24 protein-coding genes are annotated in these 26,742 nt (G+C 70.8%); 15 read left to right on the top strand and 9 right to left on the bottom strand.

Translation table 11 applies throughout. The features are described 5' to 3' along the window. Positions 1 to 110 precede the first annotated feature (110 nt). Positions 111 to 965, bottom strand: coding sequence for a sigma-70 family RNA polymerase sigma factor (locus AB0E94_RS45560; protein ID WP_360340502.1), 855 nt, complete (start codon positions 963 to 965; stop codon positions 111 to 113). 162 nt (positions 966 to 1,127) lie between these two features. Here AB0E94_RS45560 and AB0E94_RS45555 point away from each other — a divergent pair, with 162 nt between their 5' ends. Continuing rightward, the gene (locus AB0E94_RS45555; protein WP_360340499.1) at positions 1,128 to 2,747 is read left to right on the top strand and encodes a DEAD/DEAH box helicase; all 1,620 of its coding nucleotides are present in this window, start codon (positions 1,128 to 1,130) and stop codon (positions 2,745 to 2,747) included. Between the two features lie 70 nt (positions 2,748 to 2,817). Here the strand turns inward: AB0E94_RS45555 and AB0E94_RS45550 are convergent, their stop codons facing one another. Then, positions 2,818 to 5,667, bottom strand: a complete 2,850-nt coding sequence (locus AB0E94_RS45550) for an AAA family ATPase (protein ID WP_360340496.1) — start codon at positions 5,665 to 5,667, stop codon at positions 2,818 to 2,820. A 178-nt stretch (positions 5,668 to 5,845) separates the two neighbouring features. After that, entirely contained in the window at positions 5,846 to 6,496 is a 651-nt protein-coding gene (locus AB0E94_RS45545) for a hypothetical protein (RefSeq protein ID WP_360340493.1), read from the bottom strand. A 17-nt stretch (positions 6,497 to 6,513) separates the two neighbouring features. Here AB0E94_RS45545 and AB0E94_RS45540 point away from each other — a divergent pair, with 17 nt between their 5' ends. Continuing rightward, positions 6,514 to 6,687, top strand: a complete 174-nt coding sequence (locus AB0E94_RS45540) for a hypothetical protein (protein ID WP_360340490.1) — start codon at positions 6,514 to 6,516, stop codon at positions 6,685 to 6,687. A gap of 576 nt (positions 6,688 to 7,263) precedes the next feature. Here the strand turns inward: AB0E94_RS45540 and AB0E94_RS45535 are convergent. From AB0E94_RS45535 to AB0E94_RS45525, 3 genes are all read right to left on the bottom strand, one after another. Beyond that, positions 7,264 to 8,325 carry a phosphatase domain-containing protein gene (locus tag AB0E94_RS45535; RefSeq protein WP_360340487.1) on the bottom strand — a complete coding sequence of 354 codons (1,062 nt, stop codon included), beginning with the start codon at positions 8,323 to 8,325 and terminating at the stop codon, positions 7,264 to 7,266. Between the two features lie 92 nt (positions 8,326 to 8,417). Further along, positions 8,418 to 9,119 (bottom strand): hypothetical protein, encoded by a 702-nt coding sequence (locus AB0E94_RS45530; protein ID WP_360340484.1) that lies wholly within the window; start codon positions 9,117 to 9,119, stop codon positions 8,418 to 8,420. A 58-nt stretch (positions 9,120 to 9,177) separates the two neighbouring features. Continuing rightward, entirely contained in the window at positions 9,178 to 9,528 is a 351-nt protein-coding gene (locus tag AB0E94_RS45525) for a hypothetical protein (protein ID WP_360340481.1), read from the bottom strand. A gap of 91 nt (positions 9,529 to 9,619) precedes the next feature. Here AB0E94_RS45525 and AB0E94_RS45520 point away from each other — a divergent pair, with 91 nt between their 5' ends. From AB0E94_RS45520 to AB0E94_RS45475, 10 genes are all read left to right on the top strand, one after another. After that, positions 9,620 to 10,462, top strand: coding sequence for an NAD-dependent protein deacetylase (locus tag AB0E94_RS45520; protein ID WP_360340478.1), 843 nt, complete (start codon positions 9,620 to 9,622; stop codon positions 10,460 to 10,462). A gap of 154 nt (positions 10,463 to 10,616) precedes the next feature. After that, positions 10,617 to 11,624 carry a LacI family DNA-binding transcriptional regulator gene (locus tag AB0E94_RS45515; RefSeq protein WP_360340475.1) on the top strand — a complete coding sequence of 336 codons (1,008 nt, stop codon included), beginning with the start codon at positions 10,617 to 10,619 and terminating at the stop codon, positions 11,622 to 11,624. Positions 11,625 to 11,799: 175 nt separating this feature from the next. After that, positions 11,800 to 13,485, top strand: a complete 1,686-nt coding sequence (locus AB0E94_RS45510; protein WP_360340472.1) for an ABC transporter substrate-binding protein — start codon at positions 11,800 to 11,802, stop codon at positions 13,483 to 13,485. A 65-nt stretch (positions 13,486 to 13,550) separates the two neighbouring features. Further along, positions 13,551 to 14,606 (top strand): ABC transporter ATP-binding protein, encoded by a 1,056-nt coding sequence (locus AB0E94_RS45505; protein ID WP_360340469.1) that lies wholly within the window; start codon positions 13,551 to 13,553, stop codon positions 14,604 to 14,606. Then, a complete protein-coding gene (locus AB0E94_RS45500; RefSeq protein WP_360340466.1) occupies positions 14,603 to 15,583 on the top strand; it encodes an ABC transporter permease in 981 nt (326 codons plus the stop codon). The genes AB0E94_RS45505 and AB0E94_RS45500 overlap by 4 nt, the downstream gene beginning before the upstream one ends. 3 nt (positions 15,584 to 15,586) lie before the next feature. Further along, entirely contained in the window at positions 15,587 to 16,627 is a 1,041-nt protein-coding gene (locus tag AB0E94_RS45495) for an ABC transporter permease (protein ID WP_360340463.1), read from the top strand. A gap of 73 nt (positions 16,628 to 16,700) precedes the next feature. Next, positions 16,701 to 17,681 carry an ABC transporter ATP-binding protein gene (locus tag AB0E94_RS45490; RefSeq protein WP_360340460.1) on the top strand — a complete coding sequence of 327 codons (981 nt, stop codon included), beginning with the start codon at positions 16,701 to 16,703 and terminating at the stop codon, positions 17,679 to 17,681. Next, positions 17,681 to 19,000, top strand: coding sequence for a GH1 family beta-glucosidase (locus AB0E94_RS45485; protein ID WP_360340457.1), 1,320 nt, complete (start codon positions 17,681 to 17,683; stop codon positions 18,998 to 19,000). Before AB0E94_RS45490 ends, AB0E94_RS45485 begins: the two co-directional genes overlap by 1 nt. Continuing rightward, complete coding sequence (locus tag AB0E94_RS45480; RefSeq protein ID WP_360340454.1) at positions 18,997 to 19,821, top strand: class I SAM-dependent methyltransferase; 825 nt, start codon at positions 18,997 to 18,999, stop codon at positions 19,819 to 19,821. Before AB0E94_RS45485 ends, AB0E94_RS45480 begins: the two co-directional genes overlap by 4 nt. Positions 19,822 to 19,872: 51 nt before the next feature. Beyond that, positions 19,873 to 20,073, top strand: coding sequence for a hypothetical protein (locus AB0E94_RS45475; protein WP_360340451.1), 201 nt, complete (start codon positions 19,873 to 19,875; stop codon positions 20,071 to 20,073). 44 nt (positions 20,074 to 20,117) lie between these two features. Here AB0E94_RS45475 and AB0E94_RS45470 read toward each other — a convergent pair whose 3' ends face one another. After that, positions 20,118 to 20,672 carry a hypothetical protein gene (locus AB0E94_RS45470; protein WP_360340448.1) on the bottom strand — a complete coding sequence of 185 codons (555 nt, stop codon included), beginning with the start codon at positions 20,670 to 20,672 and terminating at the stop codon, positions 20,118 to 20,120. A gap of 178 nt (positions 20,673 to 20,850) precedes the next feature. Here AB0E94_RS45470 and AB0E94_RS45465 point away from each other — a divergent pair, with 178 nt between their 5' ends. After that, positions 20,851 to 21,972: an aldo/keto reductase gene (locus tag AB0E94_RS45465; RefSeq protein ID WP_360340445.1), complete on the top strand. Its 1,122-nt coding sequence runs from the start codon at positions 20,851 to 20,853 to the stop codon at positions 21,970 to 21,972. 330 nt (positions 21,973 to 22,302) lie between these two features. On the opposite strand, the gene AB0E94_RS45460 is transcribed toward AB0E94_RS45465, so the two are convergent. After that, entirely contained in the window at positions 22,303 to 22,677 is a 375-nt protein-coding gene (locus tag AB0E94_RS45460; protein ID WP_360340442.1) for a cupin domain-containing protein, read from the bottom strand. 72 nt (positions 22,678 to 22,749) lie between these two features. On the opposite strand from AB0E94_RS45460, the gene AB0E94_RS45455 reads away from it, so the two are divergent. Both AB0E94_RS45455 and AB0E94_RS45450 read left to right on the top strand, forming a co-directional pair. After that, positions 22,750 to 23,193 carry a MarR family transcriptional regulator gene (locus tag AB0E94_RS45455; RefSeq protein WP_360340439.1) on the top strand — a complete coding sequence of 148 codons (444 nt, stop codon included), beginning with the start codon at positions 22,750 to 22,752 and terminating at the stop codon, positions 23,191 to 23,193. A gap of 342 nt (positions 23,194 to 23,535) precedes the next feature. Continuing rightward, the gene (locus AB0E94_RS45450) at positions 23,536 to 24,003 is read left to right on the top strand and encodes an SgcJ/EcaC family oxidoreductase (RefSeq protein WP_360340436.1); all 468 of its coding nucleotides are present in this window, start codon (positions 23,536 to 23,538) and stop codon (positions 24,001 to 24,003) included. Positions 24,004 to 24,216: 213 nt separating this feature from the next. Here the strand turns inward: AB0E94_RS45450 and AB0E94_RS45445 are convergent, their stop codons facing one another. After that, positions 24,217 to 26,736: a DNA topoisomerase IV subunit A gene (locus AB0E94_RS45445; protein WP_360340433.1), complete on the bottom strand. Its 2,520-nt coding sequence runs from the start codon at positions 26,734 to 26,736 to the stop codon at positions 24,217 to 24,219. Positions 26,737 to 26,742 lie beyond the last annotated feature (6 nt).

Genomic DNA, 26,742 nt, shown 5'->3' with positions numbered 1-26,742 from the left:
CCGCCACCGGCAAGTACGGCGGCGCCGCCAAGTGCGGTGACGCCGACGGTGACGGTGTGCCGGTGGCCATCTGCAGCTGGACCGCGGCGGGCCCCTCTCTCCCGCGATGTCTAGGCGGCCGCCACCGGCAGGCCGTCCGGGCCGGTCAGGGCCAATCTGGTACGCAGAGTGCCCCGGCTGGCGATCTTGTCGTAGTACGCGGCCCGCCGCCGGGCCACACAGCCCTCCTTCGGCGGGTTCTCCGCCGCCAGCGCCGGGTCCAGGTGGGTGTTCAACCCGTCCCGGAGCAGCAGCAGCGCCTCGGCCCGCAACTGCGACACCCGCGACTCGCTGACCCCGAGCTGGGCGGCGATCTGGGCCATCGGCCGCTCACCGTAGAAGTAGCCCTCCACCACGACACGCAGCCGCTCGGGCAGCGCGTCGACCGCGTGCCGCAGGTAGCCGAACCGCTCCCGGCGCAGCAGCATCTCCTCCGGGCCGAGCCCCGGCTCAGTGACGATGTCGTCGGCGGTCGCGGTGGCGAAGCCCTGGAGGCTGAACACCGTGGCGCGATGCACGTCACCCTCGCCGTGCTCGATGTCCTCGACACTGCATCCCAGCTTGTCGGCCACCTCCTGTACGGTCGGGGTACGACCCAGTTCGGCCATCAGCTCCTCACGGGCCGAGTCGGTTCGCCGGGCCCGCTGCCGTACCGACCGGCTGGCCCAGTCCAGGCCACGCAGCTCGTCCAGCAACGCGCCGCGGACCCGGGCCGCCGCGAACCGTGGGAACGGCACTCCTCGCTCGGGGTCGAAACCCCGGGCCGCCGCCACCAGCGCGGCATAGCCGGCCGACAGCAGGTCGTCCCGGTTCACATGCGAGGGAACCCGGGCCAGCATCTCGCGGACCAGGTGCCCGACGAGCGGCATGTTCGCCCGGACGATGTCCTCGCCACGCCGCTCGATCGCAGGTGTCTCAACACTCATCGGGGGTCTCCTCAGGTACCGGCCGGTCAGGGGGGATGTCCGGCGCTGAGGAGAAAGATGGGGCGCGCTGAGTGCGGACCGGTTCGCCTTCGGGTGCGAACCGGTTGCAGAGGGTGCCGAGCTAGAATGATCAGTAATCGACCACTCGGAGTTTCCATCTTCATGACTTCCTTCACCGAGCTCGGCGTGCCCGCCGTCCTCAACACGGCGCTCGACCGGCTCGGGATTACCACCCCGTTCCCCATCCAGACGGCCACCCTGCCCGACTCGCTGGCCGGGCGTGACGTGCTGGGCCGTGGGCGTACCGGTTCCGGCAAGACCTACGCCTTCGTGATCCCGGTCGTGGCCCGTCTCGCCGCCGCGGCCCGCAAACCGCAGCCGGGCCGCCCGCGCGCGCTGATCCTGGCGCCCACCCGCGAGCTGGCCACCCAGATCGAGGCGACGCTGCGGCCGCTGGCCGACGCGGCGGGCCTGCGCACCCTCGTCGTCTTCGGCGGCGTCGGGCCCAACCCGCAGATCAAGGCCCTGAAAGCGGGCGTCGACGTGCTGGTGGCCTGTCCCGGCCGGCTCGACGACCACATCCGCGGCGGCCACGCCTCGCTCGACGCGGTCGAGGTGACCGTCCTCGACGAGGCCGATCACATGGCCGACCTGGGCTTCCTGCCGGTGGTGCGGCGGCTGATGTCGCAGACCCCGGCCGGCGGCCAGCGGCTGCTCTTCTCGGCCACCCTGGACAACGGGGTCGACGTGCTGGTGCAGAAATTCATGCGCCGCCCGGTCACCCACCACGTCGACTCGGCCGCCCAGGCGCCGATCGAGATGGACCATCACGTCCTGCACGTGCGTGACGACGACCGGTTCGGCATCCTCGTCGAGCTGCTCGCGGCGCCCGGGCGGACCGTGGTGTTCACCCGGACCAAGCGGCGTGCCAAGGTGCTGACCCGCCAGCTCAACGCGGCCGGGGTCCCGGCCGTCGAGTTGCACGGCAACCTGGCGCAGAACGCGCGTAACCGCAACCTGTCGGCGTTCTCCGACGGTTCCGCGGGCACGCTCGTCGCCACCGACATCGCGGCCCGCGGCATCCACGTCGATGACGTGAGCCTGGTCATCCACGCCGACCCGCCGGTCGAGCACAAGGCCTACCTGCACCGGTCCGGCCGGACCGCGCGGGCCGGCAACCGCGGCACGGTGATCACCCTGATGACCGACGAGCAGCAGGCCGACGTGCGTGACCTGGCCCGCAAGGCCGGCATCCGCCCGGTCACCACCCGCACCCGGCCCGGCGACGCGCTGCTGGCCCAGCTCGCGCCGGGTGAGCGGACCTTCGTGGCCCCCGCTCCCCCGGCCGCTCCGTCGACGCCTTCCGCGCCGTCGCGCCCGGCCTCCCCCGAGGACGGCGCCGGTTCGGCCGGGCGGTCCCGCTCCCGCCGTCCGCGGCGTGGTCGCGGCCGCTCCACAGCGGAGGGGGCGGCGACGACAGCGCCCGCGACCGGTCAGGGCCGTCCGCGGGCTGCGGCCAAACCCGCTGACGACGGGCAGGGTTCCCGGCGGCGGACGTCCGGGGCCGGGTCCGGGCAGGGCCGTGGTTCCGGTTCAGACCATCGTTCTGGTACGCCGCAGCAGCGCGCCACCCCGGCCGGTGGAGGCACGCGTGCCGCCGCGCCCAGGACCGCCTCGGCGCCTCGGACCGCTTCGGCGCCTGCACGGTCCACTTCGGCCTCCACCGGGGCGGGAGCGGCCGCCTTCTCGGCACGTGGCGGAGGCCGCCGCGGCGGTCGGTGATCCTCACTTCGATCTTGTGGAGTTCGGCGATGACGGTGTGCCGGAACTCCACAGGATCGAGGTTCTGGCTTCAGTGACGGTGGAGGTGGGCGGCCAGCTGGGTGCGGTTGGTGACGCCCAGTTTGGCCAGGGTGTTGCGGACGTGGGTTTCCACGGTTCGTTCGGAGATGTGCAGGCGGGCCGCGATCACCCGGTTGGCCAGGCCCTCCGCGGCCAGCACGGCGATCTCCCGTTCCCGGGCGGTCAGGCCGTCGCGGGACAGGGCGGCGGCCTCGGCGGCGATCGCGGGCAGGTTCAGGCGGCGGGCGATGGCGAGCGCCTTCCCGGCCAGGGTTCGGCTGCGGTGCCGGTCGGTGTCGTGGACGCTCCGGGCGTACGCCAGAAAAGCGAGTGAAGCGAAAGGCGCGGCGCCGGCGTCCTGTTCCAGGGTGATCGCGTCGGTGAAGTGCCGCTCCGCGGCCGCCCGGTCGCCGATCGCGGCGGCGATCGTGCCGAGCGGCCGGGCCAGCACCCCGTAGCAGGCGGTCGTCATGTTGAGGAACCGGTTCGCGAACGGCAGCACCCGCCGGTAGCCGTCGGCGGCCAGGTCGGTGTCACCGGTCCACGCCGCGACCTCGGCCGCGCTCAGCACCACGAACAGCTGCCGGCTGTCCGGCGGCAGGTCGGGCACCATCCCGCGGAACAGCCGGACACAGTCGCCGGCGGTCTCCCGGTCACCGGCGAGCACCGCCAGCCGGCCGATGTTGGCCGCCGCGATCGGCTCGGCGCCGTACCGGGCCACGGCCTCCCGCAGGTCACCCGGCCAGCCGGGCAGCTCACCCGTGAACGGCGCCAGCGAACCGACGAACGCCGAATGCAACTCCCGCATCGGCTGCTCCTCGAACGTCCCGGCCAGCACGAACGCCTCGTCGGCGGCCTCCCGGGCGGCGATCGTACGGCCACCGAGGAACAACCGCGCGGCCCGCGCCCGCAGCAGATGCCAGCGGGCGACCGGCCAGCCGATCCGCTCGGTCAGCGCGGCCAGCCCGGCCATCTCGGCATCGAAGGCCGCCAGGTCACCGAGCGTGAGCAGCCCGTCGAGCCGCCACAGCCGGCCCCACAGTTCGGCGTCGGCCCGGCCGGAGGCGACCGCCAGGTCACGGCTGCGCCGGGCCAGGTCGAGCACCTCCTCGGTCGCCGCGTACGGGTCCAGCACCTCGTGGCGCGCGTGCACCGCGGCGGCGAGGGCGCCGGGGTCGCCGGTCCGCTCGGCGAGAGCCATCGCCTGCGAGCTGGCCGCCTCGGCCCGCGCATGGTCCCCGGTCTCGACCAGCAGATACGCGTAGTGCGCCAGCAGTTCGGCATGCGCGGCGTCCGGCTCGGTCGGCGGTGCGAGGGCCAGGGCGCGTTCGCAGAGGCGCAGCGCCGCGGGCGCGACCTGACCGCCGTAGCCCCGGACGACCAGTGCGGCGGCCGTCGCCAGACGCGGATCGTCGTCGTTCTCGGCGGTGTCGAGGACGGTGGCGCAGTCGGCGATCGCGAGGGCGAGGCGTCCGTCCCGGCAGGCCGCCTCAGCCCGGGCCAGGCGCAGCCACGGGTCGCCGGGCCGAAGGTCGAGGGCCTGCCCGAGCCAGGTGGCGGCGTGGTGGTCGAGCCGGCGGGTCGCTTCGGTGGCGGCGGCCGCACAGGCTTCCCCGGCGGCCCGCCGGGACTCCTCGTCGACGGCGGCCCGCACCCGGTGCCGGGCGGTCTCCTCGGACCGCGCACCCGACGCGCACAGGGCGTCCGCGATCCGGCGATGGGCGCCGATCCGCTCGGCCCGGCTCAACCGCGCGTAGCAGGCCTCCCGCAGCAGCTCGTGCACGAATCGCAGCCGGGCCGGCGCCCACGGATCCTCGGCGAGCACCCCGGCTCCGATCGCCTCGTCCAGCAGCGACTCCACGCAGACGCCGGCCGAACGGTCCGTATCGGGCGCGGTGAGGCCGGCACGGTCCGTATCGGGCGCGGTGAGGCCGGCCAGGAGGACGGCATCGACGTCGGGCCCCAGAGCGGCGGCGAGGCCGAGCAGGTCGCGGCAGGCGGGAGTCAGGGCCGCGGTTCGGCGGCCGGCGAGCCGCAACAGGCCGTCGGGCAGATCCAGATCAACGGCGGGCTTCAGCGGTACGGGAATCAGCCTCGCCAGCTCACGGGTGTAGAGCGGGTTGCCGCCACCGAGCCGGTGCACCAGTGGCGGCCAGCTCGGGTGTACCGGTCCGCCGGCATGCCGGGACAGGTAGCTCGCGACCGCCTCCCGATCCCACCGGCGCAGCACCAGCGGCACCGCGTCGGGCAGGTCGAGGCTCCGGGCGGTGGCGACCACCAGCATCGGGATGTCGCCGACCTCCCTGGCCAGCGCGGTGAGCAGGGCCAGCGAGGCGGGATCGGCCCAGTGCAGGTCCTCGAGGACCAGGATCAGGCCACCACCGGCACATCCGGTCGCCGCAGCCCGCAGCGCGGCGACGGCGGCCCGGACGGCACGAAACCGGGCGGTAGCGGGCGGCTCACCGGTGTGACCGGTCACCAGGATCTCCGGCCCGAGCTCGACCGGCCGCCGCCCGGGTGTCGCGCCGTCGAGCACGCCGGACAGGCCGGACAGGCCGGGCAGGCCGGGCGCGTCGGGCAGGCCGGGCGCGTCGGGCGGGCCGGGCGCGTCGGGCGGGCCGAGCAGGCGCAGCCACGGCCAGAAGGCGGGCGCGCCCTCGTCCGGGTCGGCTCGGCCGGTCAGGACCGTCGCTCCGGTCGCCGTGGCCTGGGACACGAACTCCTCGACCACGGCGGTCTTGCCGATGCCCGCCTCGCCGGTGATCAGCACCACCGCCCCGGAACCGGCGGACGCGTCGGCGCGCAGCCGGTTCAGAGTGACCGATTCGGCCGCTCTGGCGACCAGCTGGGAGAACCCCATGGGCACATCCTGCCGGTGCGGCGAGCGCGGAGGACGTACCCGAGCGGGTCTTTCTGGAATCGGCCGACCGTGACGTGCCCGAGCGGTCTTTCTCGAATCGGACGACCGTGACGTGCCCGAGCGGTCTTTCTGGAATCGGCCGACCGTGACATGCCGGCCGCGGTGAGCGGGCGCGGTGTCAGGCCTCCGGGACGCTCACCGCGATCTCGTCGCCGAGGGTGAAACCGGCGCAGAGTTCGAGTTCGTCGCCGCTCCAGAAGCGGCCCGGGTCGTACCAGTTGGCCTTTCGGCCGGTCGGCAGCAGGCCCATGTCCTCGTAGGTGACGGCGACGACCTCGGCGCAGTATGCCTTCTCCAGGGTGGCCTCGCTCTCCCGGCTCTCCTGCCAGGGCAGCCGGATCTGCGGGACCCGGCCGCGCACCCACCTGGCGGCGAGCTGCGACGTCGACGGGAAGGGGGTGCCGTCGAGACGGGCGACGGTCTTGAGCGCTTTGTCCTCCATCGTCCGGGTGATGCCCGGGTCGAGCTGGCGCAGCCATCCGCGCTGGCCGTAGCGGCGGGCCCAGACGGTGACCGCGTCGCGCAGGTCGTGGAGCTGGACGCCTCGCTGGAACTTGCCGGACCACATGTCCGGGAGCGACTTGCCGAGCTCGGCGTGCCACATCAGGGGCGGCATGTCGTCGATCACCAGGGACATGCCGACGTGGTTGACCGGGCTGTTGGTGAGGGTCTGGATGGCCCGGTCCGGCCCGGATCGTCCACGGAAGATCCAGATGTCGCCGGTACGGGTCAGGTCGATGGCCTCGTCGAGGCTGAGTTCTGCTCCCACATGTCTATTCTCGGCTGATGCGTTGGTGGAAGATAGCGGGACTGGCGGGGCTGGCGGGAGTAGCGGCGACGGGCGTGGTGGTGGCCCGGGCCGAACGGAAGCGCCGGGCCTACACAGCCGATGAGATCAGGGGCCGCCTGCACGAGCGGGCCGCCGAGGCAGCAACCAAGCCGGAGCTGGAGAAACCCTGACCGCCACCCCAAATTTCGATCTTGTGAAGTTCGACGATGACGGCGTGCCGCTCGAGTTTCGCCATTTAGCGCAGCGACATCGCCGGTCAGGGTCGACGCTGAGGTGAATCTTGCATTCGTCCTGGTAAGCGAGCTTCGCAAGATCATCGTGAGGTCTGATGACCTTGGGTGGCCGTCCGGAGGCGGTGCCGGGAGCGGGCCGCCGAGGGCGGGCCCGCTGGCCGCAGCGATGGTCAGCGCACACGTTCGCCTGGGCGCAGCGATGGTCAGCGCACACGTTTGCCGGGCTGGAGCGATGGTCAGCGCACACGATCGGCGAACGTGTGCGCCTGCTTCGCTCTGACGGGGACGGGCGCACGCGTTGTGCCGTCCGTGTGCGCTGGTCGTCGTCCCGGCGAGGATGAAATCGCACATTGCCGCATTGTGTGCGCTGGTCGTCGCGCGCCGGCCGAATACCGGCGACCGCGCCGGGCCGGGCGCCGGCGACCGCGTCTGGCGGACGGTCCGGCGACCGCGTCTGGCAGGACCATCGACGCCCGGCCCACCGGCCACACGGCCCGGGCGAAGAAAGATCGTCTAGTTTCTGGGTTTGCGGACCAGGTCGGTGTCGCGTAGCAGCGACCACAAGCCGGCACCGTCGGGGGCCGAGAACCAGGTCTTGCCGCCGGACGGCACCACCTCGGCGGTCTCCGACGGGCCGGGGATGGCGCCGGCGAGCACGGCCTGGGTCGGTGACAGCCGGCGGATCGCCACGGCCGCCACGTTTTCCGGGTGCTCGCGGGCGAACTCGGAGTAGATCTCCTGGTCGTGCTGGCCGTCGTCGCCGATCAGCAGCCACCGCACGTCGGGGAACTCCTCGGCGAGGCGGCGCAGCGACTTGCGCTTGTGCTCCTGGCCGCTGCGGAACCAGCGGTCCGGGGTGGGGCCCCAGTCGGTGAGCAGGATCGGCCCGGCCGGGTAGAGGTGGCGGCTGAGGAACCTGGTGAGGGTGGGCGCGACGTTCCACGCGCCGGTGGAGAGGTAGACGACCGGGGTGCCGGGGTTGGCGTGCACCAGCCGCTCGTAGAGGACCGCCATGCCGGGGACTGCGGCGCGGGCGTGCTCGTCGAGCACGAACGTGTTCCACGCGGCGAGCAGCGGGCGCGGCAGTGTGGTGACCATCACGGTGTCGTCGATGTCGGAGATCACACCGAATTTGACGCCGGGGTCGATGACGCGGATCGGCGCCTCGACCGGGACGGTGCCCTCGGTGGAGAGTTTCGCGCTGCCCCAGCCGGGGTCGAGGTCGCCCTTGACGCGGACGTCGAGGTAACCGCTGCGGTCGGTGCGGGCCTCGGTGATCGTGCCGCCGAGCTCGATGCGGACCAGCGCGCTGCTCACCGGGGTGGTGGTGAAGCTGCGCCAGCCGCGGACCTTCTCCCGGCGCCGGCGGACCATGCCTGGCCTGGCCAGCAGCACCCGGGCCATCACGCGGGCCCAGCCGGGAGCGCCGTAGCCGGTGTACGCGGTGATGTACGGCTTCCAGCCGCGGGCGCGCAGACGGCGCTCGACGATCTCGTGGACGGCGTCCTCGATCAGGGCGGCCCGGTGTATCCGGACCACGGGCGAGGATCCACCCGCGGGAGTTATCGTCACCATCGCCTCCTTGCCGTTCCGTACCGCCCGCCCGGCCACGTTACCCGGCGCTTGTCACGGTCCGCTGGGAACGGTCGGCGGATCCAGGGTGGACATCAGGCGGCGGCCGGAAGTTCCGCCGGTGTCCAGTGTTCGGCGAACACCTGCTGCTCACTGGCCTCGGTGACCGGGCCGCGCAGCCGGGCGGCGGCCGCTTCGGCGCGCAGGCCGCGCAGGGTCTCGGCGGCCGCCTCGGCGCTGCGCCAGGTAGCCCGCTCCTTCTCGACCGCCCGCTGGTACGCGGCGAAGCGGTGCGCCCGGACCGCGTTGAACAGGACCGGCTCCTGCTGGACCGGGTGCAGCCGGGGGTTCCAGCCGCGGTGCGCGTAGACGTCGTTGAGCTGGGCGATCGACAGGTTCTGGGAGCGGCACAGCTCGGTGGCGGCGCGGTGCAGGTAGCGCTCGCGGTCGACGTTCTCGCCGGGCTTGCGGCGGCGGCTCATCAGCGGGAACGCGGTGGTGGCGCCGATCCGGCGGGCGTCGTCGGAGGCCTGGTCGTAAGCGGCCCAGCTCTCGTCGACGGTCTGCTGGGCGGCGAGCCATTCGGTGCGGCGGCGCTCGGCGACCTCCGCGGCCTCGGCGGCGGCTGCCTCCAGCCGGTCGGCGAGCCGGTTCTCCGCGCTCGGCGGCGCGGGTGGGGTCACGCCGCGGGGCAGGGCCGCGACGGCGACCGCGACGGCCAGGGCGAGCAGGACGGCGAGCCAGATCACGGTCGCCTGCGGGACCGCGCTCAGAAAGGTTTGCAGGACGGATTCCATGGAGCACCCCAGTGGTAGGTCGATCTACGGCCGGCGGTGACGGGTCCGTTGGGGCCCGTCAGTGAGCCGGGGGCGCCCGGGGGCCGGTGGCTGCCGGGGTCTCGCCATGCGGGATACGGGTGGTGAACGTCACGCCCGCGGGGGCTGCGGCAGCCTCGCCGACCGGCGCCGGCTCGATCCGCTCCGCCTCGTAGACGGCCGGATCGGGGGCGGCCACCGCGGCCGGAGCAGGCAGGGCCGCGACCGCCGGGGCCGGGGCCGCGGGCGCCGCGACCGAGGCCGGAACCGCAGGTCCGGGCAGGCGCAGGGTGACCGCCAGGGCGAGCATGGCCAGCCCGGTCAGGAAACGCAGAATCCGCTGCCCGTCCCAGGGACGGGCGGCCGGCTGCGCCACCGTGATCACGTCCATCAACCTACTCGCCGGACCCCCGGGGAGCATCGGACGAACTCGGCTCCACCACTCGTACGGGTTGCTCGCACGGTCACCCGGACGAGGGACGATGGACGGCATGGATCTCGAGTTGGTGGAACAGGTGGCCCGGCTGGACGAGTGGGTCGCCGAGGGTGACGTGGTGGTGCTCAGCGGCGCCGGCCTGTCCACCGACTCCGGGATCCCGGACTATCGCGGGCCGTCCGGCTCGGCCCGGCGGGGTTCGCCGATGACCTATCAGACGTTCACCGGCGACCCGGTGGCCCGGCGGCGCTACTGGGCGCGCAGTCATCTGGGCTGGCGCACGATCGGTGACGCGCGGCCCAACGACGGGCACCGGGCGGTGGCCCGGTTGCAGGAGCGTGGCCTGCTGGCCGGTCTGATCACGCAGAACGTGGACGGTCTGCATCAGGCGGCCGGCGCCCGGGACGTGATCGAGCTGCACGGCAATCTGGCCCGGGTGGTGTGCCTGGGGTGTGGCGAGGGTTCCGGCCGTGACGTGCTGGAGGAGCGGCTGTCGGCGGCCAATCCGGGGTTCGCGGCGGTGGCGGCGACCGTCAATCCGGACGGCGACGTGGAGCTGGATGACGCCGAGGTGGCCGGGTTCGCCGTGGTGGACTGCCTGGCCTGTGGCGGGGTGCTGAAACCGGATGTGGTCTATTTCGGCGAGACGGTGCCGCCGGACCGGGTGTCGCGGTCGTTCGCGCTGGTGGCGGGCGCGCGCACGCTGCTGGTCCTGGGTTCGTCGCTGACCGTCATGTCGGGTCGCCGGTTCGTGTTGCGGGCGGTCCGGGACGGGATCCGGGTGGCGATCGTCAACCGGGGCGTGACCCGTGGGGAACCCTATGCGGACCTGGTGATCGACGCCCCGCTCGGGGTGATTCTTCCGAATCTTGCCCCGCTTACCGTTTAAGACTGTTTACCGATCTCGGTTACCGTCTTGAAATCGAAATAGCTCTCTCGGCCCGTTGACGTGACCGCTCTCACTGAGGTTGACTGCCGAAACCGGTCCCGAAACCGGTTCCGAAACCCCGGGGCAATCAACCGGTAGCAACTGAGGAGCGAGCGTGCCGATCACCATCGCCGACGTGGCGGCCCGGGCGAAGGTCAGCAAGACCACCGTTTCCCGGGTTCTCAACGGCAAGGGTGAGCTGGACGAATCGACCGCCGCGCGGGTCCGTGCGGTGATCGAGGAGCTCGGTTACGTGCCCAGTGCCCGCGCGGTCAACCTGGCCCGCGGCCGCACCCGGGTGGTGGCGATGCTCGTGCCCTCGCTGACCTGGCCGTGGATGGGCGAGGTGGTCCAGGGAGCGGTCGACGTCCTGGAAGCCGAGGAGTACGGCCTGCTGCTGTTCACCTGCAACCGCGGCGAGGACTCGATGCGCCAGTTCGGCGCCCAGGTCGCGGCCAAGTCGTTCGACGGGCTGCTGGTCATCGAGCCGGAGGGCACCCTCGACTACATTGCCACCCTGCACGCCCGCGGCCTCCCGATGGTCCTGATCGACGATCGCGACCAGATGTCGGGGCAGATCCCCAGTGTGGGGACGACCAACCACATCGGCGCCGGCGCGGCCGCCCGGCACCTGATCGAGGTGGGCCGGCACCGGCCGCTGATGATCACCGGGCCGTCCCGGTTCGGTTGCACGCAGCAGCGCCGGGACGGGTTCGCCGCGGTCTACGCGGAGGCCGGCCACCCGATCGACGAGGACCGGATCATGCTCGGCGACTTCACCTTCGAGCAGGGCGCCGAGGCGATCCACCGGGCCACCGCGGCCGGTATCGAGTTCGACGCCGTCTTCTGCCACAACGACGTCTCCGCGGCCGGCGCCATGCAGGCGCTGCTGGAGCATGGCCGGCGCATCCCGGAGGACGTGTCGGTCGTCGGTTTCGACGACATCCCGATGGCGGCGCACACCCAGCCGCCGCTCACCACGGTCCACCAGCCCATGCGCGAGATGGGTGAGGCGGCGGCACGTGCGCTGCTGGCCCATTTCGAAGGAACACCGCTTCCGAACCGCACGACGATAATCCCGGCGACTTTCACCGTCCGAGAGTCAACGGTCAGTTCCGCCTAGCAACACCCGCACCCGATAGCGCATCGACCGGCCGCTGCGACGGCCGGGGATCGGTGGCACCCGGGGCCGGCCGACGGCCGGTCACGCGATGCCGCACGCCCTCGTGGCACCCCTCTCACCCTGTTTCACCCCTCTCACCCCTCACCCGCAGATGAATCCTCCGAGGAGAATTTCGATGCAGCGACGCAAGCTCTTCGCGGTCGCCCTGGCCGGCGTGCTGGCCGGTGGCGGGCTCGCCGCGTGCAGCGACTCGCCGAACGCCAACAACAACGCGAACAACGCCAAGCAGGCCGAGTTCCTGTCGATCGGCATGCCGAACGGCACGGTGACCGAGAACAACAACCCGTTCATCGGCACCTCGGCGGGCGCCTCGCTCGGCTACCGGTGGATGATCTACGAGCCCCTCGGCCAGTGGAACAACACCAAGCCGGCCGACCCGCTGACGCCGTGGCTGGCCAGCGAGATCAAGTGGTCCGCCGACTACAAGACCGTCGACCTGACCATCCGGGACGGCGCGACCTGGTCCGACGGCAAGCCGCTGACCGCCGAGGACGTCGTCTACACGTACAACCTCGTCAAGAGCAACGAGGCGCTGAACATCTTCGCCATCCCGTTCGACGCCATCACGTCGGAGGGCAACAAGGTGAAGATCACGTTCACCTCGTCGCAGTTCACCACCCAGCACAAGGTGATCGGGCAGATCCCGATCGTGCCGAAGCACATCTGGGAGAAGATCGCGGACCCGGCCACCGACCCGATCAAGGAGCCGGTCGGCAGTGGCCCGTACGTCCTGAAGTCGTTCAGCCAGCAGGCGACGATTCTCAGCGTCCGTGAGAGCGGTTACTGGCAGCCGCTGCCCAAGGTGAAGGAGCTGCGCTACACCTCCTACGCCGACAACAACGCGATGTCCACCGCGCTGGCCACCGGCCAGGCCGAGTGGAGCTTCGTCTTCATCCCGAACTACCAGCAGACCTTCGTCGCCAAGGACCCGGAGCACTACAAGGTCTGGGCGCCGGGCGTGCTGGGCATCCACGGCCTGTACATCAACACCACGCTGAAGCCGTTCGACGACCCGGCGCTGCGCCGCGCGATGAACATGGTCATCAACCGCAACGACATCTTCGTGCAGGCCGAGGCCGGCTACTTCCACCCGGAGATCAAGAGCGTCACCGGCCTGCCGGAGGGCGCGGGTGACGCCTACATCGCCGACGAGTACAAGGGCAAGACCTTCTCGGTCGACGTCGAGGGCGCCAAGAAGCTGCTCGCCGACTCGGGCTACAAGCTGGAGGGCACGACCCTCAAGGACAAGACCGGCAAGCCGGTGTCCATCAAGCTGAGCGACCCGGCCCCGTGGTCGGACTACCAGACCACGCTCGAGATCATCAAGAGCAACCTGGCCGAGATCGGCATCGAGGCGATCGTCGAGAAGCCGAACCAGAACGTCTGGGACGCCAACGTCCAGAAGGGCGACTTCGGCGGCACGATGCGCTGGACCAACGGTGGCTCGACGCCGTTCGACATCTACCAGACGGTGATGGACGGCGACCTGATGAAGCCGATCGGCACCGCCGCCCAGCAGGGCAACTTCGGCCGCTTCCAGAGCCCGGAGGCCACCGCCGCGCTGAAGGCGTACTCCAACGCGACCGACGAGACGGCCCGTAAGGCCGCGCTCGCCACGATCCAGAAGATCTTCGTGGAGCAGGCCCCGATGCTGCCGGTCGGCTCGGACAACGTCGGTGGCGCGTACAGCACCAAGAACTGGACCGGCTGGCCGTCGGACGCGGACTCCTACGCCCCGATGCAGCCCACGCAGGCCGGCGCTCTGACCGTCGTCCTCAAGCTGCAGCCCGCCAACTCCTGATCGCCCCGCGGGCGCCCCGGTCACCGACCGGGGCGCCCGCCTCAGCATGCAAGAAGGACACCGGCATGACGTCGATCCCGGAAGCCAAGGCGCCGGCCGACGAGGTGGTGCTCGAGGCGATCGGCCTGACCAAGCACTTCCCCGTCCGCCGGCGGTTGCGCGACCTGTTCTCCAACCGGCACGACGCGGTGCACGCCGTCGATGATGTGCACCTCACCCTCCGCCGCGGCCAGGTGGTGGCCCTGGTCGGCGAGTCCGGCTCGGGCAAGTCCACGGTCGCCCGCCTGCTCGCCCAGCTCTACCCCCGTACCGGCGGCGACATCCGGCTGCACGGCCGGTCGACGAAGGTCAAGTCGGGCTCGGCGTTCCGCGCCTACTGCGCCCGGGTCCAGATGATCTTCCAGGACCCGTTCGCGTCGCTGAACCCGGTGCACACCATCAGGTACCACCTGACCCGGGCGCTGAAGATCCACGGCAACGCCGGGAAGACCGACGCCGACCTCGAGAAGGCGCTGCACGAGCTGCTCCAGCGGGTGTCGCTCACCCCGCCCGAGCGCTACCTGGACAAGTTCCCGCACGAGCTGTCCGGCGGTCAGCGGCAGCGTGTGGCGATCGCCCGGGCGCTCGGCGCCGAACCGGAGGCCCTGCTCGCCGACGAGCCGGTCTCCATGCTCGACGTGTCGATCCGGCTCGGTGTCCTGAACCTCCTGCGTGACCTGAAGGAACGCTTCAACCTGGCGATCCTCTACATCACCCATGACATCGCGTCGGCCCGGTACTTCGCCGATCAGACGATGGTCATGTACGCCGGCCGGATGGTCGAGGGCGGCGACAGTGAGACCGTCACCCAGTCGCCGGCTCACCCGTACACCCGGCTCCTGATCGACTCCGCGCCGGACCCGGACCGGCTCACCGGCGTGTCCGACGTCGAAGACGAGGACCGTGGCAACGGCGAGCCGCCGAGCCTCATCCACCCGCCCGCCGGGTGCCGCTTCCACCCGCGCTGCCCGATGGCGATGGCGCGCTGCTCGACCGACACGCCGGTCCCGCTGGAGATCGGCGACGTGCCCGGGCACTGGGCCGCCTGCTGGCTGTACGACAAGAGCGAGGTCGCGAAGTGAAATACTTCCTGCAACGGCTCGCCTTCTACCTGTTCACCGCGTGGGCCGCGATCACCCTGAACTTCTTCATCCCGCGGATGATCCCCGGCGACCCGGTCCAGGCACTGATCACCAAGTACCAGGGCCAGCTCAGCAGCCAGGCGATCGACTCCCTGTACGTGCTGTTCGGCCTGGACAAGGACGCCAGCCTGTGGTCGGAGTACGTCAGCTACTGGAAGCAACTGCTCTCCGGTGACCTGGGGCTGTCGTTCACGTTCTTCCCGACACCGGTGTCCGAGATCATCAGCAACAGCCTCCCGTGGACGCTGCTGCTGGTCGGCATCACCACGATCATCAGCTTCTTCCTCGGCACCGGCCTGGGCATCCTGGCCGGCTGGCGGCGCGGCTCGTGGACCGACGGCCTGCTGCCGGTCACCACGTTCCTCTCCTCGGTGCCGTACTTCTGGCTCGGCATCATCGCGATCTACCTGCTCACCGGCCCGGACAGCTTCTTCCCGTCGTCCGGCGGCTTCGACAACGGCCTGGTGCCGGCCTGGGACCAGTACTTCATCCCGAGCGCCATCCAGCACAGCCTGCTACCGGCTCTGACCATCCTGATCTCCTCGGTCAGCGGCTGGATCCTGAGCATGCGGAACATGATGGTGACCGTGTCGTCGGAGGACTACATCACCGTCGCGCACGCCAAGGGCCTGTCCGACCGCCGGGTGGCGATGAGCTACGCGGCCCGCAACGCGCTGCTGCCGAACGTCTCCGGCTTCGCGCTGTCGCTCGGCTTCATCGTCGGTGGCACGCTGCTGGTGGAGATCGTCTTCTCCTACCCGGGGGTCGGGTTCCAGCTGTTCCAGGCGCTGGGCGCCTCGGACTACCCGCTGATGCAGGGCGTCTTCCTGATCATCACGATCTCGGTGCTGGTGGCGAACCTGCTCGCGGACATCGCGTACCTGCTCCTCGACCCGCGTACCCGCAAGGAGGGCTGAGCGATGACGATTCCCACATCGAGCATCGAGCAGGTCATTCCCGGTCAGGGCTCGATGGCCCAGCCCCAGAAGGTCAAGCGCCGCAGCTTCCGGTTCGTGGCCAACAAGAAGGCGGCCACCGGCCTGATCATCCTCGGCATCTACCTGGTGCTGGCGGTCATCGGCCCGTGGATCACCCCGTACGACCCGGGCGCCCGCGGCAACGACCTGGTCCAGCCGCCGTCGGCGGACCACTGGATGGGCACCACCCACCTCGGCCAGGACGTGTTCAGCCAGCTGCTGGCCGGCACCCGCAGCGTCATCTTCGTCGGTTTCTTCGCCGGCATCGTGGCGACCGTGCTGTCGGTGATCGTCGGGGTGACCGCCGGTTACGTCGGCGGCAAGACCGACGAGGTCCTCTCCGCGCTCTCCAACGTCTTCCTGGTGATCCCGGCGCTGCCGCTGATCATCATCATCACGTCGACCCTGGAGAACGCCGAGGACTGGCTGATCGCCCTGGTCATCGGCCTCACCTCGTGGTCCTGGAACGCCCGGGTGCTGCGCGCCCAGACCCTGTCACTGCGGCGGCGGGACTTCGTCGAGGCGGCCCGGGCCAGCGGCGAGCGCACCTGGCGGGTGATCGGTTTCGAGCTGCTGCCGAACCTGACCGCGGTGATCGCGTCCGGTTTCGTCGGCACGGTCATCTTCGCCGTGCTCTCCGAGATCACCCTGGCGTTCATCGGCGTCACCTCGGCGACCACCTGGAACTGGGGCACCATCCTGTTCTGGGCGCAGGGCCAGCAGGCTCTCGCGCAGAGCGCCTGGTGGTGGTTCGTGCCGGCTGGTCTGGCCATCGCGATCCTCGGTACCGCGCTGTCGCTGATCAACTTCGGCATCGACGAGTTCGTCAGCCCCCGGCTGCGCAGCGCCGGCAAAACCAAGATCAAGACCGCTTCCGGCCGTACGGTCCGGATGCGCATCGGCTTCACTCCGGTCCTGGACAACCGGGCCCAGCACAACCACGCCACGCCCACGCCCGTGGTGCGGCAGGAGGTCACTCAATGAGCGAGCTCGCGAGCGAATCATCAGGACACGCTCAGAACTCATGTCAGCACCGGAGCGAAGCGGAGGTGCTGACATGAGCCAGCCGCCCGTGATCGAGATCCGCAACCTGAACGTCGGGTACGGCCTGGGTGACCAGGGGGTCCGCGCGGTCCGCGACGTGAACCTCACCCTGCACCGGGGCGAGGTGCTCGGGCTGGCCGGGGAGAGCGGCTCCGGCAAGTCGACGCTCGCCTACGGGATGACCCGGCTGCTCGCCCCGCCCGGGGTGATCACCGGCGGCGAGGTCATCTACCACCCGGAGCAGGGCGACCCGTACGACGTGCTGTCGCTCTCCGACTCCGAGCTCCGCAAGTTCCGGTGGAACGAGACGGCGATCGTGTTCCAGGGCGCGATGAACTCGCTCAACCCGGTGCACAAGATCTCCACCCAGCTCACCGACGTGCTCAAGGCCCACGAGCCGAAGATGAGCGAGACCGAGCGCAACGCCCGCGCCCGGGAGATGCTCAAGCTCGTCGGCATCGCCCCGGACCGGATGGACGCCTACCCGCACCAGCTCTCCGGCGGCATGCGCCAGCGCGTGATGATCGGCATGGCGCTGATCCTCCAGCCCCAGGTCGTGATCATGGACGAGCCGACCACGGCCCTCGACGTGGTCATGCAGCGGCAGATCCTCGGCCAGCTCATCGAGCTCCGCGAGCGGCTGGGCTTCTCGGTCATCTTCATCACCCACGACCTGTCGCTGCTGGTGGAGTTCTCCAACCGGATCGCGATCATGTACGGCGGCCGGATCGTGGAGGAGGCGCCGGCCTCGGCCATCTACCGGGACGCGCTTCACCCGTACTCCAAAGGCTTGTTGGGGTCCTTCCCGGCCCTGAAAGGCCCGCGTCGTGAGCTGTCCGGCATCCCGGGCTCGCCGCCCGACCTGAAGGGCATGCCGACCGGGTGCTCGTTCCACCCGCGGTGCCCGAAGGCGTTCGAACCGTGCTCGTCGCAGATCCCGGTGCTCGAACAGAAGGACAGCCGTTCGGTGGCGTGCTGGCTGGTGAACAACTGATGGATTTCACCTGGGGGGTCGCCACCTCGGCCTACCAGATCGAGGGCGCGGCCGCCGAGGACGGGCGGACCGCGTCGATCTGGGACACCTTCGCCCGTGACGTGGTCGGCGAGACCGGGGACGTGGCCTGCGACCACTACCACCGGATGCCGTCGGACGTGCAGCTGATCAAGAGCCTGGGGGTGAACGCCTACCGGTTCTCGGTGTCGTGGACGCGGGTCCAGCCCAACGGCCGCGGCCCGGCCAACGTCAAGGGACTCGACTTCTACGACCGGCTGGTCGACGAACTGCTGGCCGGCGGGATCGACCCGTGGCTGACGCTGTACCACTGGGACATGCCGCAGGAGCTGGAGGACGCGGGCGGCTGGGGGAACCGGGACACCGCGTACCGGCTCGCCGAGTACTCCGAGATGGTCTTCGCTCGCCTGAACGACCGCGTCCGAAACTGGGGCACGGTCAACGAGCCCTGGTGCGTGGCCTACCTCGGCTACGAGTACGGGGTGTTCGCGCCCGGACGGCGTGAGCCGGCGGTCGCCGCGGCCGCCACACACCACCTGCTGCTCGCGCACGGGCTGATCGCGAACTCGATCAAGCGGCCGGACAACAACATCTGCATCCCGCTGAACATCGGCACCGCCACCCCCGCCTCGGACGATCCGCTGGACGTGGCGGCCGCCTGGCGGGCCGACGGCAACGTGGCCCGGATCTTCCTCGACCCGCTGAAGCACGGCCGCTACCCGGCGGACGTGCTGGCCGACCTCGCCGTCCGGGGCATCGAGCTGCCGGTCCGCGACGGCGACCTGGAGATCATCTCCCGGACGCAGATCGACACGCTCGGGGTCAACTTCTACTTCGGGCAGGACTTCGCCGGGCGCGACCTGGACGGCAACACCGTCGACGCATCAGGGCTGCCGGTGGTGCGGGAGATCAAACCCGACGTGCCGCAGACCGATCTGGGCTGGCCGATCACCCCGGACCGGTTCACCACGCTGCTGCTGCGGCTGGACCGCGACTACGGGTATCCGCTGGTCGTCACCGAGAACGGGGCGGTCTACCCGGACCACCCGGACGCGGACGGCTTCGTCGAGGACACCGAACGGACCGCGTACCTCGCGGCCCACGTCGACGCGGTCGCCGCGGCCCGCGCCCAAGGCGCTGACGTGCGCGGATACTTCGCCTGGTCGCTGATGGACAACTTCGAGTGGGCCGAGGGCTACGCGAAGCGGTTCGGCCTGGTGCATATCGATTACGAGACCCAGAGGCGTACGCCTAAACGCAGTGCGCTGTGGTTCCGGGATCGCATATCGTCCGCCCCATGACCGACTATCTGGAGATCAACCGGGCCAACTGGGACGAGCGGGCGGTGCCGCACGCGGCATCGCCCGGCTACCGGGTGCAGGATTTCGTCGACGACCCCTCTTTTCTGAGCGACGTGGTGCGTTTCGACCTACCACGGCTCGGCGACGTGGCCGGGCTTCGCGGCGTGCACCTGCAATGCCACATCGGCACCGACACCGTCTCGCTGTCCCGCCTCGGCGCCACCATGACCGGCCTGGACTTCTCCGGGGCGGCCCTGGAGCAGGCCCGGTCCATCGCGGATCGGGCCGGCGCCGACATCGAATTCGTCGAGAGCGAACTGTATTCGGCGCGATCGGCCCTGACCGGCGAGTTCGACCTGGTCTTCACCGGGATCGGGGCGCTCGGCTGGCTGCCCGACATCAAACGCTGGGCGCAGACCGTGGCGTCGCTGCTCGCGCCCGGTGGCCGGCTGTTCCTCCGGGAGGGGCACCCGGTGCTGTGGACGCTCGACTACTACCGAACCGACGGGCTGCTGTCGCTCACCGAGCCCTACTTCGAGACCGTGGAACCGCAGATCTTCGACGACCCCGGCACCTATGTGGAGTCCGATCACGAGTTCAAGCACACCCTGACCCACGAGTGGAACCACGGGCTCGGCGAGATCGTCACCGCGGTCCTCGAAGCCGGGCTCGTGCTGACCGGGCTCGAGGAACACCAGAGCGTGCCGTGGGAGGCCCTGCCCGGCCGGATGCGCAAACTGGACTCCAAGGAGTGGCAGCTCGCCGAGAAACCCGAGCGGCTGCCACACACGTACACCCTGCAAGCCCGCAAGCCCGTTTAATGATCGCCTCCGCCGGGGTATGAGCCGCTCATCCCCGGTTTGGAGGCTCTCATGCGTATCGGTGCGGTCATCATCGTCATCTGGCTCGTCCTCGGCGTCATCGCCGCGTACGAGCGTGGTTATTTCTCCGACAGCGAGGACGCCAGCTGCGCGGAGGCCGGCACGGTCATCGTGACCACGGTCGCCGGCCCCCTCAACTGGATGGGCGTCAACCCGAAGATCACCTGTGACGTGCCGGAGCCGAGCAAGTAGGACACGTCACCGCTTTCGCCTCACCTTTCGCCTCACCTTTCGTCTCACCGCAGGAAACCCCGCTCGTCGATGTGCCGGGTGGGCTCGCCGAAGAACAGCTCCGGATCGGCCGGGCCCACCGCGATGTTCAGGGTGTCCTGCCGGTACTCCCAGCGTCCGCCGTCGATCCGCGAGCCGGACGACCGGTAGTTCACCTGCCAGCGCAGCCACTCGCCCGGGGCCAGCCAGACGGCCGCCGGGCGGGTTCGCGTCAGGTCGCCCCGTCTGGCGTTGCCCAGCCTGGCATCGCCCAACCTGGCGTCGGCCAACCTGGCGTCGCCCAGCCTGGCCAGGAGTAGCTCCACCCGTACCCCCTTGTCTGCCCGGACCAGCCGCAGACCGGAACGCGCCAGGCTCGGCTCGCGCTCCGGAGGCTCCGCGCCGAACGACTCGATCGGCCGGAAATCATTACGTTCGGTGATCATCACCTCGTGCACCACGCTGCGCCGTTTCCCGGGCAGGCGGAAGCCCTGGGGCACCGCGCTGCGTAGTGCGGCTCCCGGACCGCCCCGGGAGCGCTTGGTCCACTCGGTAGTCACCCACTGCGTCACGACGTCCACCGCTCCCCCTTTCCCGCAGGCGCCATCCTCCCTGGTTGAGGCGCGCGGAAGCACGGATTATTCACGTGCTGGACACCTCTGCGCCGACGGCGCGCCGAATCGATTCCAGGACTTGTCCTGGAGCGCGCTCCAGGTTCTACGGTCGATTCGGACAGCCGGGAACGAAGAGGAGAACATCATGGAACTGCGGGCCTCCGGCCGACTCGGCCGTGTCAGCGCGCTCACTCTCGGTGGCGGCGGAATCGGTGGCGTCTGGGGCGCCACCGACCGCTCCGAAGCCGTCGCCACCGTCCACGCCGCACTCGACGGCGGCATCAACATGCTCGATCTGGCCCCCAGCTACGGCACCGGATTCGAATCCGAGCTGGCCGTCGCCGACGCGCTCCGCGGCCACGACTCCGACGTCATGATCACCAGCAAGGTGCAGCTGCCGGACGACGACGGACGCGACTTCGCCAAGCGCATCCGGCGCAGCCTGCACTCCAGTCTGATCCGGCTGGAACGCCGCCACCTCGACGTGCTCGTCCTGCACACACAGTTCCGCCGCCAGGGAACCGTCCTCTCCGGAACCGTCGACCCGGCCGGATACCGCGACGAGATCGTGCCGGTCTTCGAATCCCTGCGCGACGAAGGTCTCATCCGCGCTTGGGGGATCACCGCGGTCGGCGATCCCGAGCCCCTGCTGGAGGCCTTCGGCGCCGCGGCCGGCCCTCCCGCGCCTCAGCCCGACGCCACCGGCGCCGCAGCCGGCTCTCCCGCGCCTCAGCCCGACGCCACCGGCGCCGCGACCGGCTCTCCCGCGCCTCAGCCCGACGCCACCGGCGCCGCGACCGGCTCTCCCGCGCCTCAGCCGGAGGCTTTCGGCGCCGTGCCCCGGCCGGACACCGCGCAGATCGTGGTCAACGCCCTCGACCAGAGCGGTGACCTGTGGATCCACGGGGACGGCGTCCGCCCGGACAACGCCGGCCTGGTCCGGGCGGCCGCCTCCGCGGGCATCACGGTCACCGCCATCCGGGCCGTCGCCGCCGGCTCGCTCGCCGACGCCCTCGACCGTTCGGTTCCTGCCGACCACCCGGCGGCCGTCGACTTCGCGCGCGCCGCGCCGTTCCGCGCCCTGGCCGCGTCGTTCGGTGAGAGCGCGGCCTCGCTCGCGCATCGGTACGCACTCAGCGTTCCCGGCGTCACCACGGTCATTCTCGGCGTCAAGAACCGCACCGAGCTCGCTGAATGCCTCGCCGCCGAGGCGCGCGGACCACTGACCGCCGATGAGCTCAAGGCGATCAGCGCCCTCACCGACTGATCGCATCCGACCCGCCGTTGACTGCGGGCCGCCACCGCACCCGGCCCGCTCAAGACCGCGAGCCGCCGCATCCGGCCCGCACACAATCGCGGGCCGCCGCTGCATCCAGCCTGCCCACACCGCGGGCCGCCGCTGCATCCGGTCCGCCCACGACCGCGAGCCGTCGCTCAGGTGCCTTTCGGGGCCTGCATTCCCGCGGTGAGGTACGGCTGAGCCCGCCAGCCGTACGTCACCGCGGGAATTCGGACGGGATTCGGTCGCTCAGCGACGGCTGGCGGTCTTGGCCTGGGCAACTCGGCGACGGCCGGTGGGTGGTGGCCGTCGGGCTGGTCAGCTCGCCCACGGTGGGGTGAGCGTGGTGCCGTCCGGCAGGGTCGCCTCGAAGCCGGCGCTGGTGGTCACCCAGGCCGCGGCGGTCTCGGTTCCGTCGTTGTCGACTCGGAACTCCGTCCCGGCCGGCACGACCAGCACATCCCCGGCCGCGACCCGGGCGGCGACACCGTCCAGGCTGACCGACAACTCGCCGGCCGACATCATCAGGACCTCGTCGCGCCCCACCCGGTGCGGCACGCCTGTCACGCCGGCCGCGATCTCGACCCGCCAGGCGCACAGTTCCGCGCTGCCGTTCGACGGCGACGCGAAGGCGTGGAAGACGCTGCCGTGCATCCGGTGGACCACCGCTTCGGTACCGCGATAGATCGCCATGCCCTCTCCTCAACTAGTCAAGCTGATTGACCAAATAGTCAAGCAGCTTGACCTCTATGTCAAACTCGTTCTGTGCGTGACGATCTCCACGACCTCCCGGTGCTCCTGCTCAGTGCTGCTCGCGCGCTGGTGGACGGCATCGACTCCCGGGTGCGGGCCGGCGGCTTCACCGACCTGCGTCCCGCGCACGGCTTCGCCTTCGCGCGCCTGTCCGGTGGCGGGGCCACCGTCACCGATCTCGCCGAACACCTGGAGATCACCAAGCAGGCGGCCAGCCAGATGGCCGAGGAACTGATCCGCAAGGGCTACGTCGAACGCCGCCCGCACCCGACGGACGCCCGCGCCCGCCTGCTGGTCCTGACCGAAAAGGGTCACGCGTGCACCCGGGCCGCCGACGAGGGGGCCGTCGAGACCCTGGCCCCGCTGGCCGCCACCCTGACCCCGGCCCAGGCAGCGGCCCTCAGAACGGCGCTGGCCCACCTGGCTACTCCCGGCCGGATCCGCCCCATCTGGTGACCCTGCCCGGACCCGCAAACCGCCTGCCCTGCCCCGCACCCGCCTGCCGCCCCGCACCGCCTGTCCTGCCCCGCGACCCGCCTGCCCGGCACCGCAACCCGCCTGCCGCCCCGCACCGCCTGCCCGGCCCCGCAACCCGCCTCCGTCCCGGCAGCCGGACCCGCAACCCAAACCCTGGCCCGAAACCTCGCAACCAGCTGGCCTGGCAGCTTGCCATTCCACCCCCTCGCCACCCGCACGCTGGCCGGGCAGCCGGCCGCCGGTCGGCGAGCAGCGGGGGCCGTGGCACTCAACCGATGGAGTGGTCGCCGTGGACGGCGGTGGCGTGGGAGTGTTCTCGGCATGGGTGAGACTCGTGCTGAATCAGTCGTCCGAGAGCTGTACCGGGATCTGCTCACCGCCTGGAACGACCGGGACGCCGAACGTTTCGCGGGATTGTTCGCGGACGACGGTGCCCTGGTCGGGTTCGACGGCAGCCAGGTGGACGGACCCGAGATCGGCAAGCACCTCGCGCCGATCTTCCAGGATCACCCGACCGCCACCTATGTGGCCAGGGTCCGGGAACTTCGCATCCTCGGTCCCGGAGCCGTCCTGCTTCGTTCGATCGCCGGCATGATCCCGCCCGGCGCCGACGCCCTCAACCCGGCGGCAAACGCCGTCCAGACCCTGGTGGCCGAGCGACGACTGCCCGGCTGGCGAGTTGTCCTGTTCCAGAACACGCCTGCCCAGTACCACGCCCGGCCGGAGGCCGCCGCTGCCCACACAGCCGAGCTGGCGCCACAGGCCACCGACGGCCGGCTCCTGACCTGACTCGCGGGCAACCGACCCGGCACCGCCGATGAACTCACACAGAACCGACGGTGACCACCGCATCAGCCCGGCGGTCGCGCTGGGGCCGTGCCCAGGCAGCCACCTCGCGGGGACTCTCGGGAACAGACTGGTTCGAGTCGACGGCCTGACCCGTACCGAATGAAAATCGCCGGACGGAGCACGATCCCGCCCGGCGATTCGGTGGAAGGGCCGTCAGTCTCGTTCGATCAGGTGTCCGATGAGCTGCGGTCCCATGATGACCGCGTTGCCGGACCCGTCGCGGCGGGCGTCGGGTTCGGGGAGTTCGACCGGGTCGCCGGTGTTGGACGCGCCGACCGGCCGTGGGCCGACCCAGGCGACGATGAGCTGCGACTCGCCCTTGAGGAACCGCTGCACCCGGACGCCGCCGGTGGCGCGGCCCTTGGCCGGGTAGGACGCGAACGGTGACACCTTGACCTGGGTTCCGGTGGAGGTGACGACCATGGGCTCGCCGTGTGCGCTGTCGGAGGTGACGACGGCGTTGAACGAGATCACCTCGGCCTCCGGGCCGACGTTGACCCCGGCCATGCCACCGCCTTTGAGGCCCTGTGGTCGCACGAGTTTCGCCGGGAAGCGGAGCAGGTTGGCGTCGGACGTGACGAAGACGAGGGCTTCGGCACCGTCGGTGAGCCAGGTGGCCTGGAGGACCTCGTCGCCCTCCTTGAGGGTGATCACCTCGAACTCGTCGGACCGGACCGGCCACTCGGGCGCGCACACCTTGACGATGCCGAACTTGGTGCCCATCGCGAGGCCCGGGGACTCGCCGCCGCCGAGCGGGGCCATGCCGACGACCCGTTCGCCCTTGTGCAAGGGCACCAGCTCGGACGCGGACATGCCGCCGCGCAGCGAGACGGTGCCGGACTGCTCGGGCAGGACCGGCAGGGTGAGCACGTCGGTCTTGAAGGCCCGGCCGCGGTTGGTGACCAGCAGGATCCGGCCGCGGGCGGTGGAGTGGATGATCGCGCGGACGGCGTCGTGTTTGACGCGGCCGCTGCGGCTGCGGGCCTCGGTGGACTCCTCGCTCTCGGCGGCGGTCCGGGCGATCAGGCCGGTCGCGGAGAGGATGACCTGGCAGGGGTCGTCGGCGACCTCGAGCGGGCCGGCCGGCACCGAGGCGGCGAGGACCTCCTTGAGGTCGCCGTCGATCAGGGTGGTCCGGCGGGCCGCCCCGAACTCCTTGGCGACGGCGGCCAGCTCGTCGGAGACGACCTTCTTGAGCACGTCCTCGTTGTCGAGGATCCGGGTGAGCTCGGCGATCTCGTTGCGCAGCCGGTCCTGTTCGGTCTCCAGCTCGATCCGGTCGAAGCGGGTGAGCCGCCGCAGCGGGGTGTCCAGGATGTAGGTCGCCTGGATGTCGGAGAGCCCGAACTCGGTCATCAGGCCGGCCTTGGCCGCGGCCGCGTCGTCGCTGGCCCGGATCAGCGCGACCACCCGGTCGATGTCGATCAGGGCGATGAGCAGGCCGTCGACCAGGTGCAGACGGTCCTCGCGCTTGGTCCGCCGGTAGAGCGTACGCCTGGTGACGACGTCGTAGCGGTGCTGCACGAAGACTTCGAGAAGAGCCTTCAACCCGAGCGTACGGGGCTGCCCGTCGACGAGGACCAGGTTGTTGATGCCGAACGAGCTCTCCAGCGGGGTGAGCCGGTAGAGGTCGGCCAGCAGCGCCTGCGGGTTGACGCCGACCTTGCACTCGATGACGAGCCGGGTGCCGTGCTCGCGGTCGGTGAGGTCCTTGACGTCGGCGATGCCGGTGAGGCGGGCCGCCTGGCGCTGGCCACGCCGCGGGCCGGAGGTGATGACCTTGCCCTTCACCTCGTCGGTGATCGCCTCGATGATCTTCTCGGCGCCGACGCCGTAGGGCAGCTCGGTGACGGTGATGGCCTGCCGGCCGCGGCCGCCCTCGAGCAGGCCGGTCTCGGCGCGGGCCCGGATCCGGACGACACCGCGCCCGGTCTCATACGCCCGGCGCACCTCGTCGAGCCCGAGCAGCTGACCGCCGGTGGGCAGGTCGGGACCGGGCACGAAGCGCATCAGCTCGTCGAGGTCGGCCGCCGGTTTCCGGATCAGGTGCCGGGCGGCCGCCACGACCTCGCCGAGGTTGTGCGGGATCATGTTGGTCGCCATCCCTACGGCGATCCCGGACGTGCCGTTGACCAGCAGGTTCGGGAAGGCGGCGGGCAGCACCTTGGGCTCCTGCTCGGAGCCGTCGTAGGTGGGCTTGAAGTCGACGGTGCCCTCACCGAGCTCGCCGACCAGCAGCATCGCCTCGCGCGACATGCGGGCCTCGGTGTACCGGGCGGCGGCCGGGCCGTCGTCGGGCGAGCCGAAGTTGCCGTGCCCGTCGATGAGCGTGGCGTTGAGCGAGAAGTCCTGGGCGAGCCGGACCAGGGCGTCGTAGATCGCGACGTCGCCGTGCGGGTGGTACTTACCCATCACGTCGCCGACGACGCGGGCCGACTTGACATACGGCCGGTCGGGGCGCTGCCCCTGCTCGGACATCGACCAGAGGATGCGCCGGTGCACCGGCTTGAGCCCGTCCCGGGCGTCCGGCAGGGCACGTGAGTGGATGACCGAGTAGGCGTACTCCAGGTAGGAGTCCTCCACCTCGGTGGTGAGCGGGTTGTCGATGACCCGGGCGCCCGCCTGGTCGAACGCGGACAGGTCGACGCGCTTGTCGGATTTGCGGCGTGCCATTGGTAG

It is taken from the genome of Actinoplanes sp. NPDC026670, assembly GCF_040638175.1.
GTDB lineage: Bacteria > Actinomycetota > Actinomycetes > Mycobacteriales > Micromonosporaceae > Actinoplanes.
This window is presented reverse-complemented; position numbering and strand designations above follow the sequence as displayed.

Coding starts and splice junctions, on each gene's coding strand:
- AB0E94_RS45535 (WP_360340487.1), bottom strand. CDS start 8,325: ATGGTGACGATAACTCCCGCGGGTGGATCCTCGCCCGTGGTCCGGATA.
- AB0E94_RS45445 (WP_360340433.1), bottom strand. CDS start 26,736: ATGGCACGCCGCAAATCCGACAAGCGCGTCGACCTGTCCGCGTTCGAC.
- AB0E94_RS45450 (WP_360340436.1), top strand. CDS start 23,536: ATGGGTGAGACTCGTGCTGAATCAGTCGTCCGAGAGCTGTACCGGGAT.
- AB0E94_RS45475 (WP_360340451.1), top strand. CDS start 19,873: ATGCGTATCGGTGCGGTCATCATCGTCATCTGGCTCGTCCTCGGCGTC.
- AB0E94_RS45490 (WP_360340460.1), top strand. CDS start 16,701: ATGAGCCAGCCGCCCGTGATCGAGATCCGCAACCTGAACGTCGGGTAC.
- AB0E94_RS45480 (WP_360340454.1), top strand. CDS start 18,997: ATGACCGACTATCTGGAGATCAACCGGGCCAACTGGGACGAGCGGGCG.
- AB0E94_RS45510 (WP_360340472.1), top strand. CDS start 11,800: ATGCAGCGACGCAAGCTCTTCGCGGTCGCCCTGGCCGGCGTGCTGGCC.
- AB0E94_RS45465 (WP_360340445.1), top strand. CDS start 20,851: ATGGAACTGCGGGCCTCCGGCCGACTCGGCCGTGTCAGCGCGCTCACT.
- AB0E94_RS45550 (WP_360340496.1), bottom strand. CDS start 5,667: ATGGGGTTCTCCCAGCTGGTCGCCAGAGCGGCCGAATCGGTCACTCTG.
- AB0E94_RS45495 (WP_360340463.1), top strand. CDS start 15,587: ATGACGATTCCCACATCGAGCATCGAGCAGGTCATTCCCGGTCAGGGC.
- AB0E94_RS45485 (WP_360340457.1), top strand. CDS start 17,681: ATGGATTTCACCTGGGGGGTCGCCACCTCGGCCTACCAGATCGAGGGC.
- AB0E94_RS45460 (WP_360340442.1), bottom strand. CDS start 22,677: ATGGCGATCTATCGCGGTACCGAAGCGGTGGTCCACCGGATGCACGGC.
- AB0E94_RS45525 (WP_360340481.1), bottom strand. CDS start 9,528: ATGGACGTGATCACGGTGGCGCAGCCGGCCGCCCGTCCCTGGGACGGG.
- AB0E94_RS45505 (WP_360340469.1), top strand. CDS start 13,551: ATGACGTCGATCCCGGAAGCCAAGGCGCCGGCCGACGAGGTGGTGCTC.
- AB0E94_RS45540 (WP_360340490.1), top strand. CDS start 6,514: ATGCGTTGGTGGAAGATAGCGGGACTGGCGGGGCTGGCGGGAGTAGCG.
- AB0E94_RS45530 (WP_360340484.1), bottom strand. CDS start 9,119: ATGGAATCCGTCCTGCAAACCTTTCTGAGCGCGGTCCCGCAGGCGACC.
- AB0E94_RS45560 (WP_360340502.1), bottom strand. CDS start 965: ATGAGTGTTGAGACACCTGCGATCGAGCGGCGTGGCGAGGACATCGTC.
- AB0E94_RS45520 (WP_360340478.1), top strand. CDS start 9,620: ATGGACGGCATGGATCTCGAGTTGGTGGAACAGGTGGCCCGGCTGGAC.
- AB0E94_RS45555 (WP_360340499.1), top strand. CDS start 1,128: ATGACTTCCTTCACCGAGCTCGGCGTGCCCGCCGTCCTCAACACGGCG.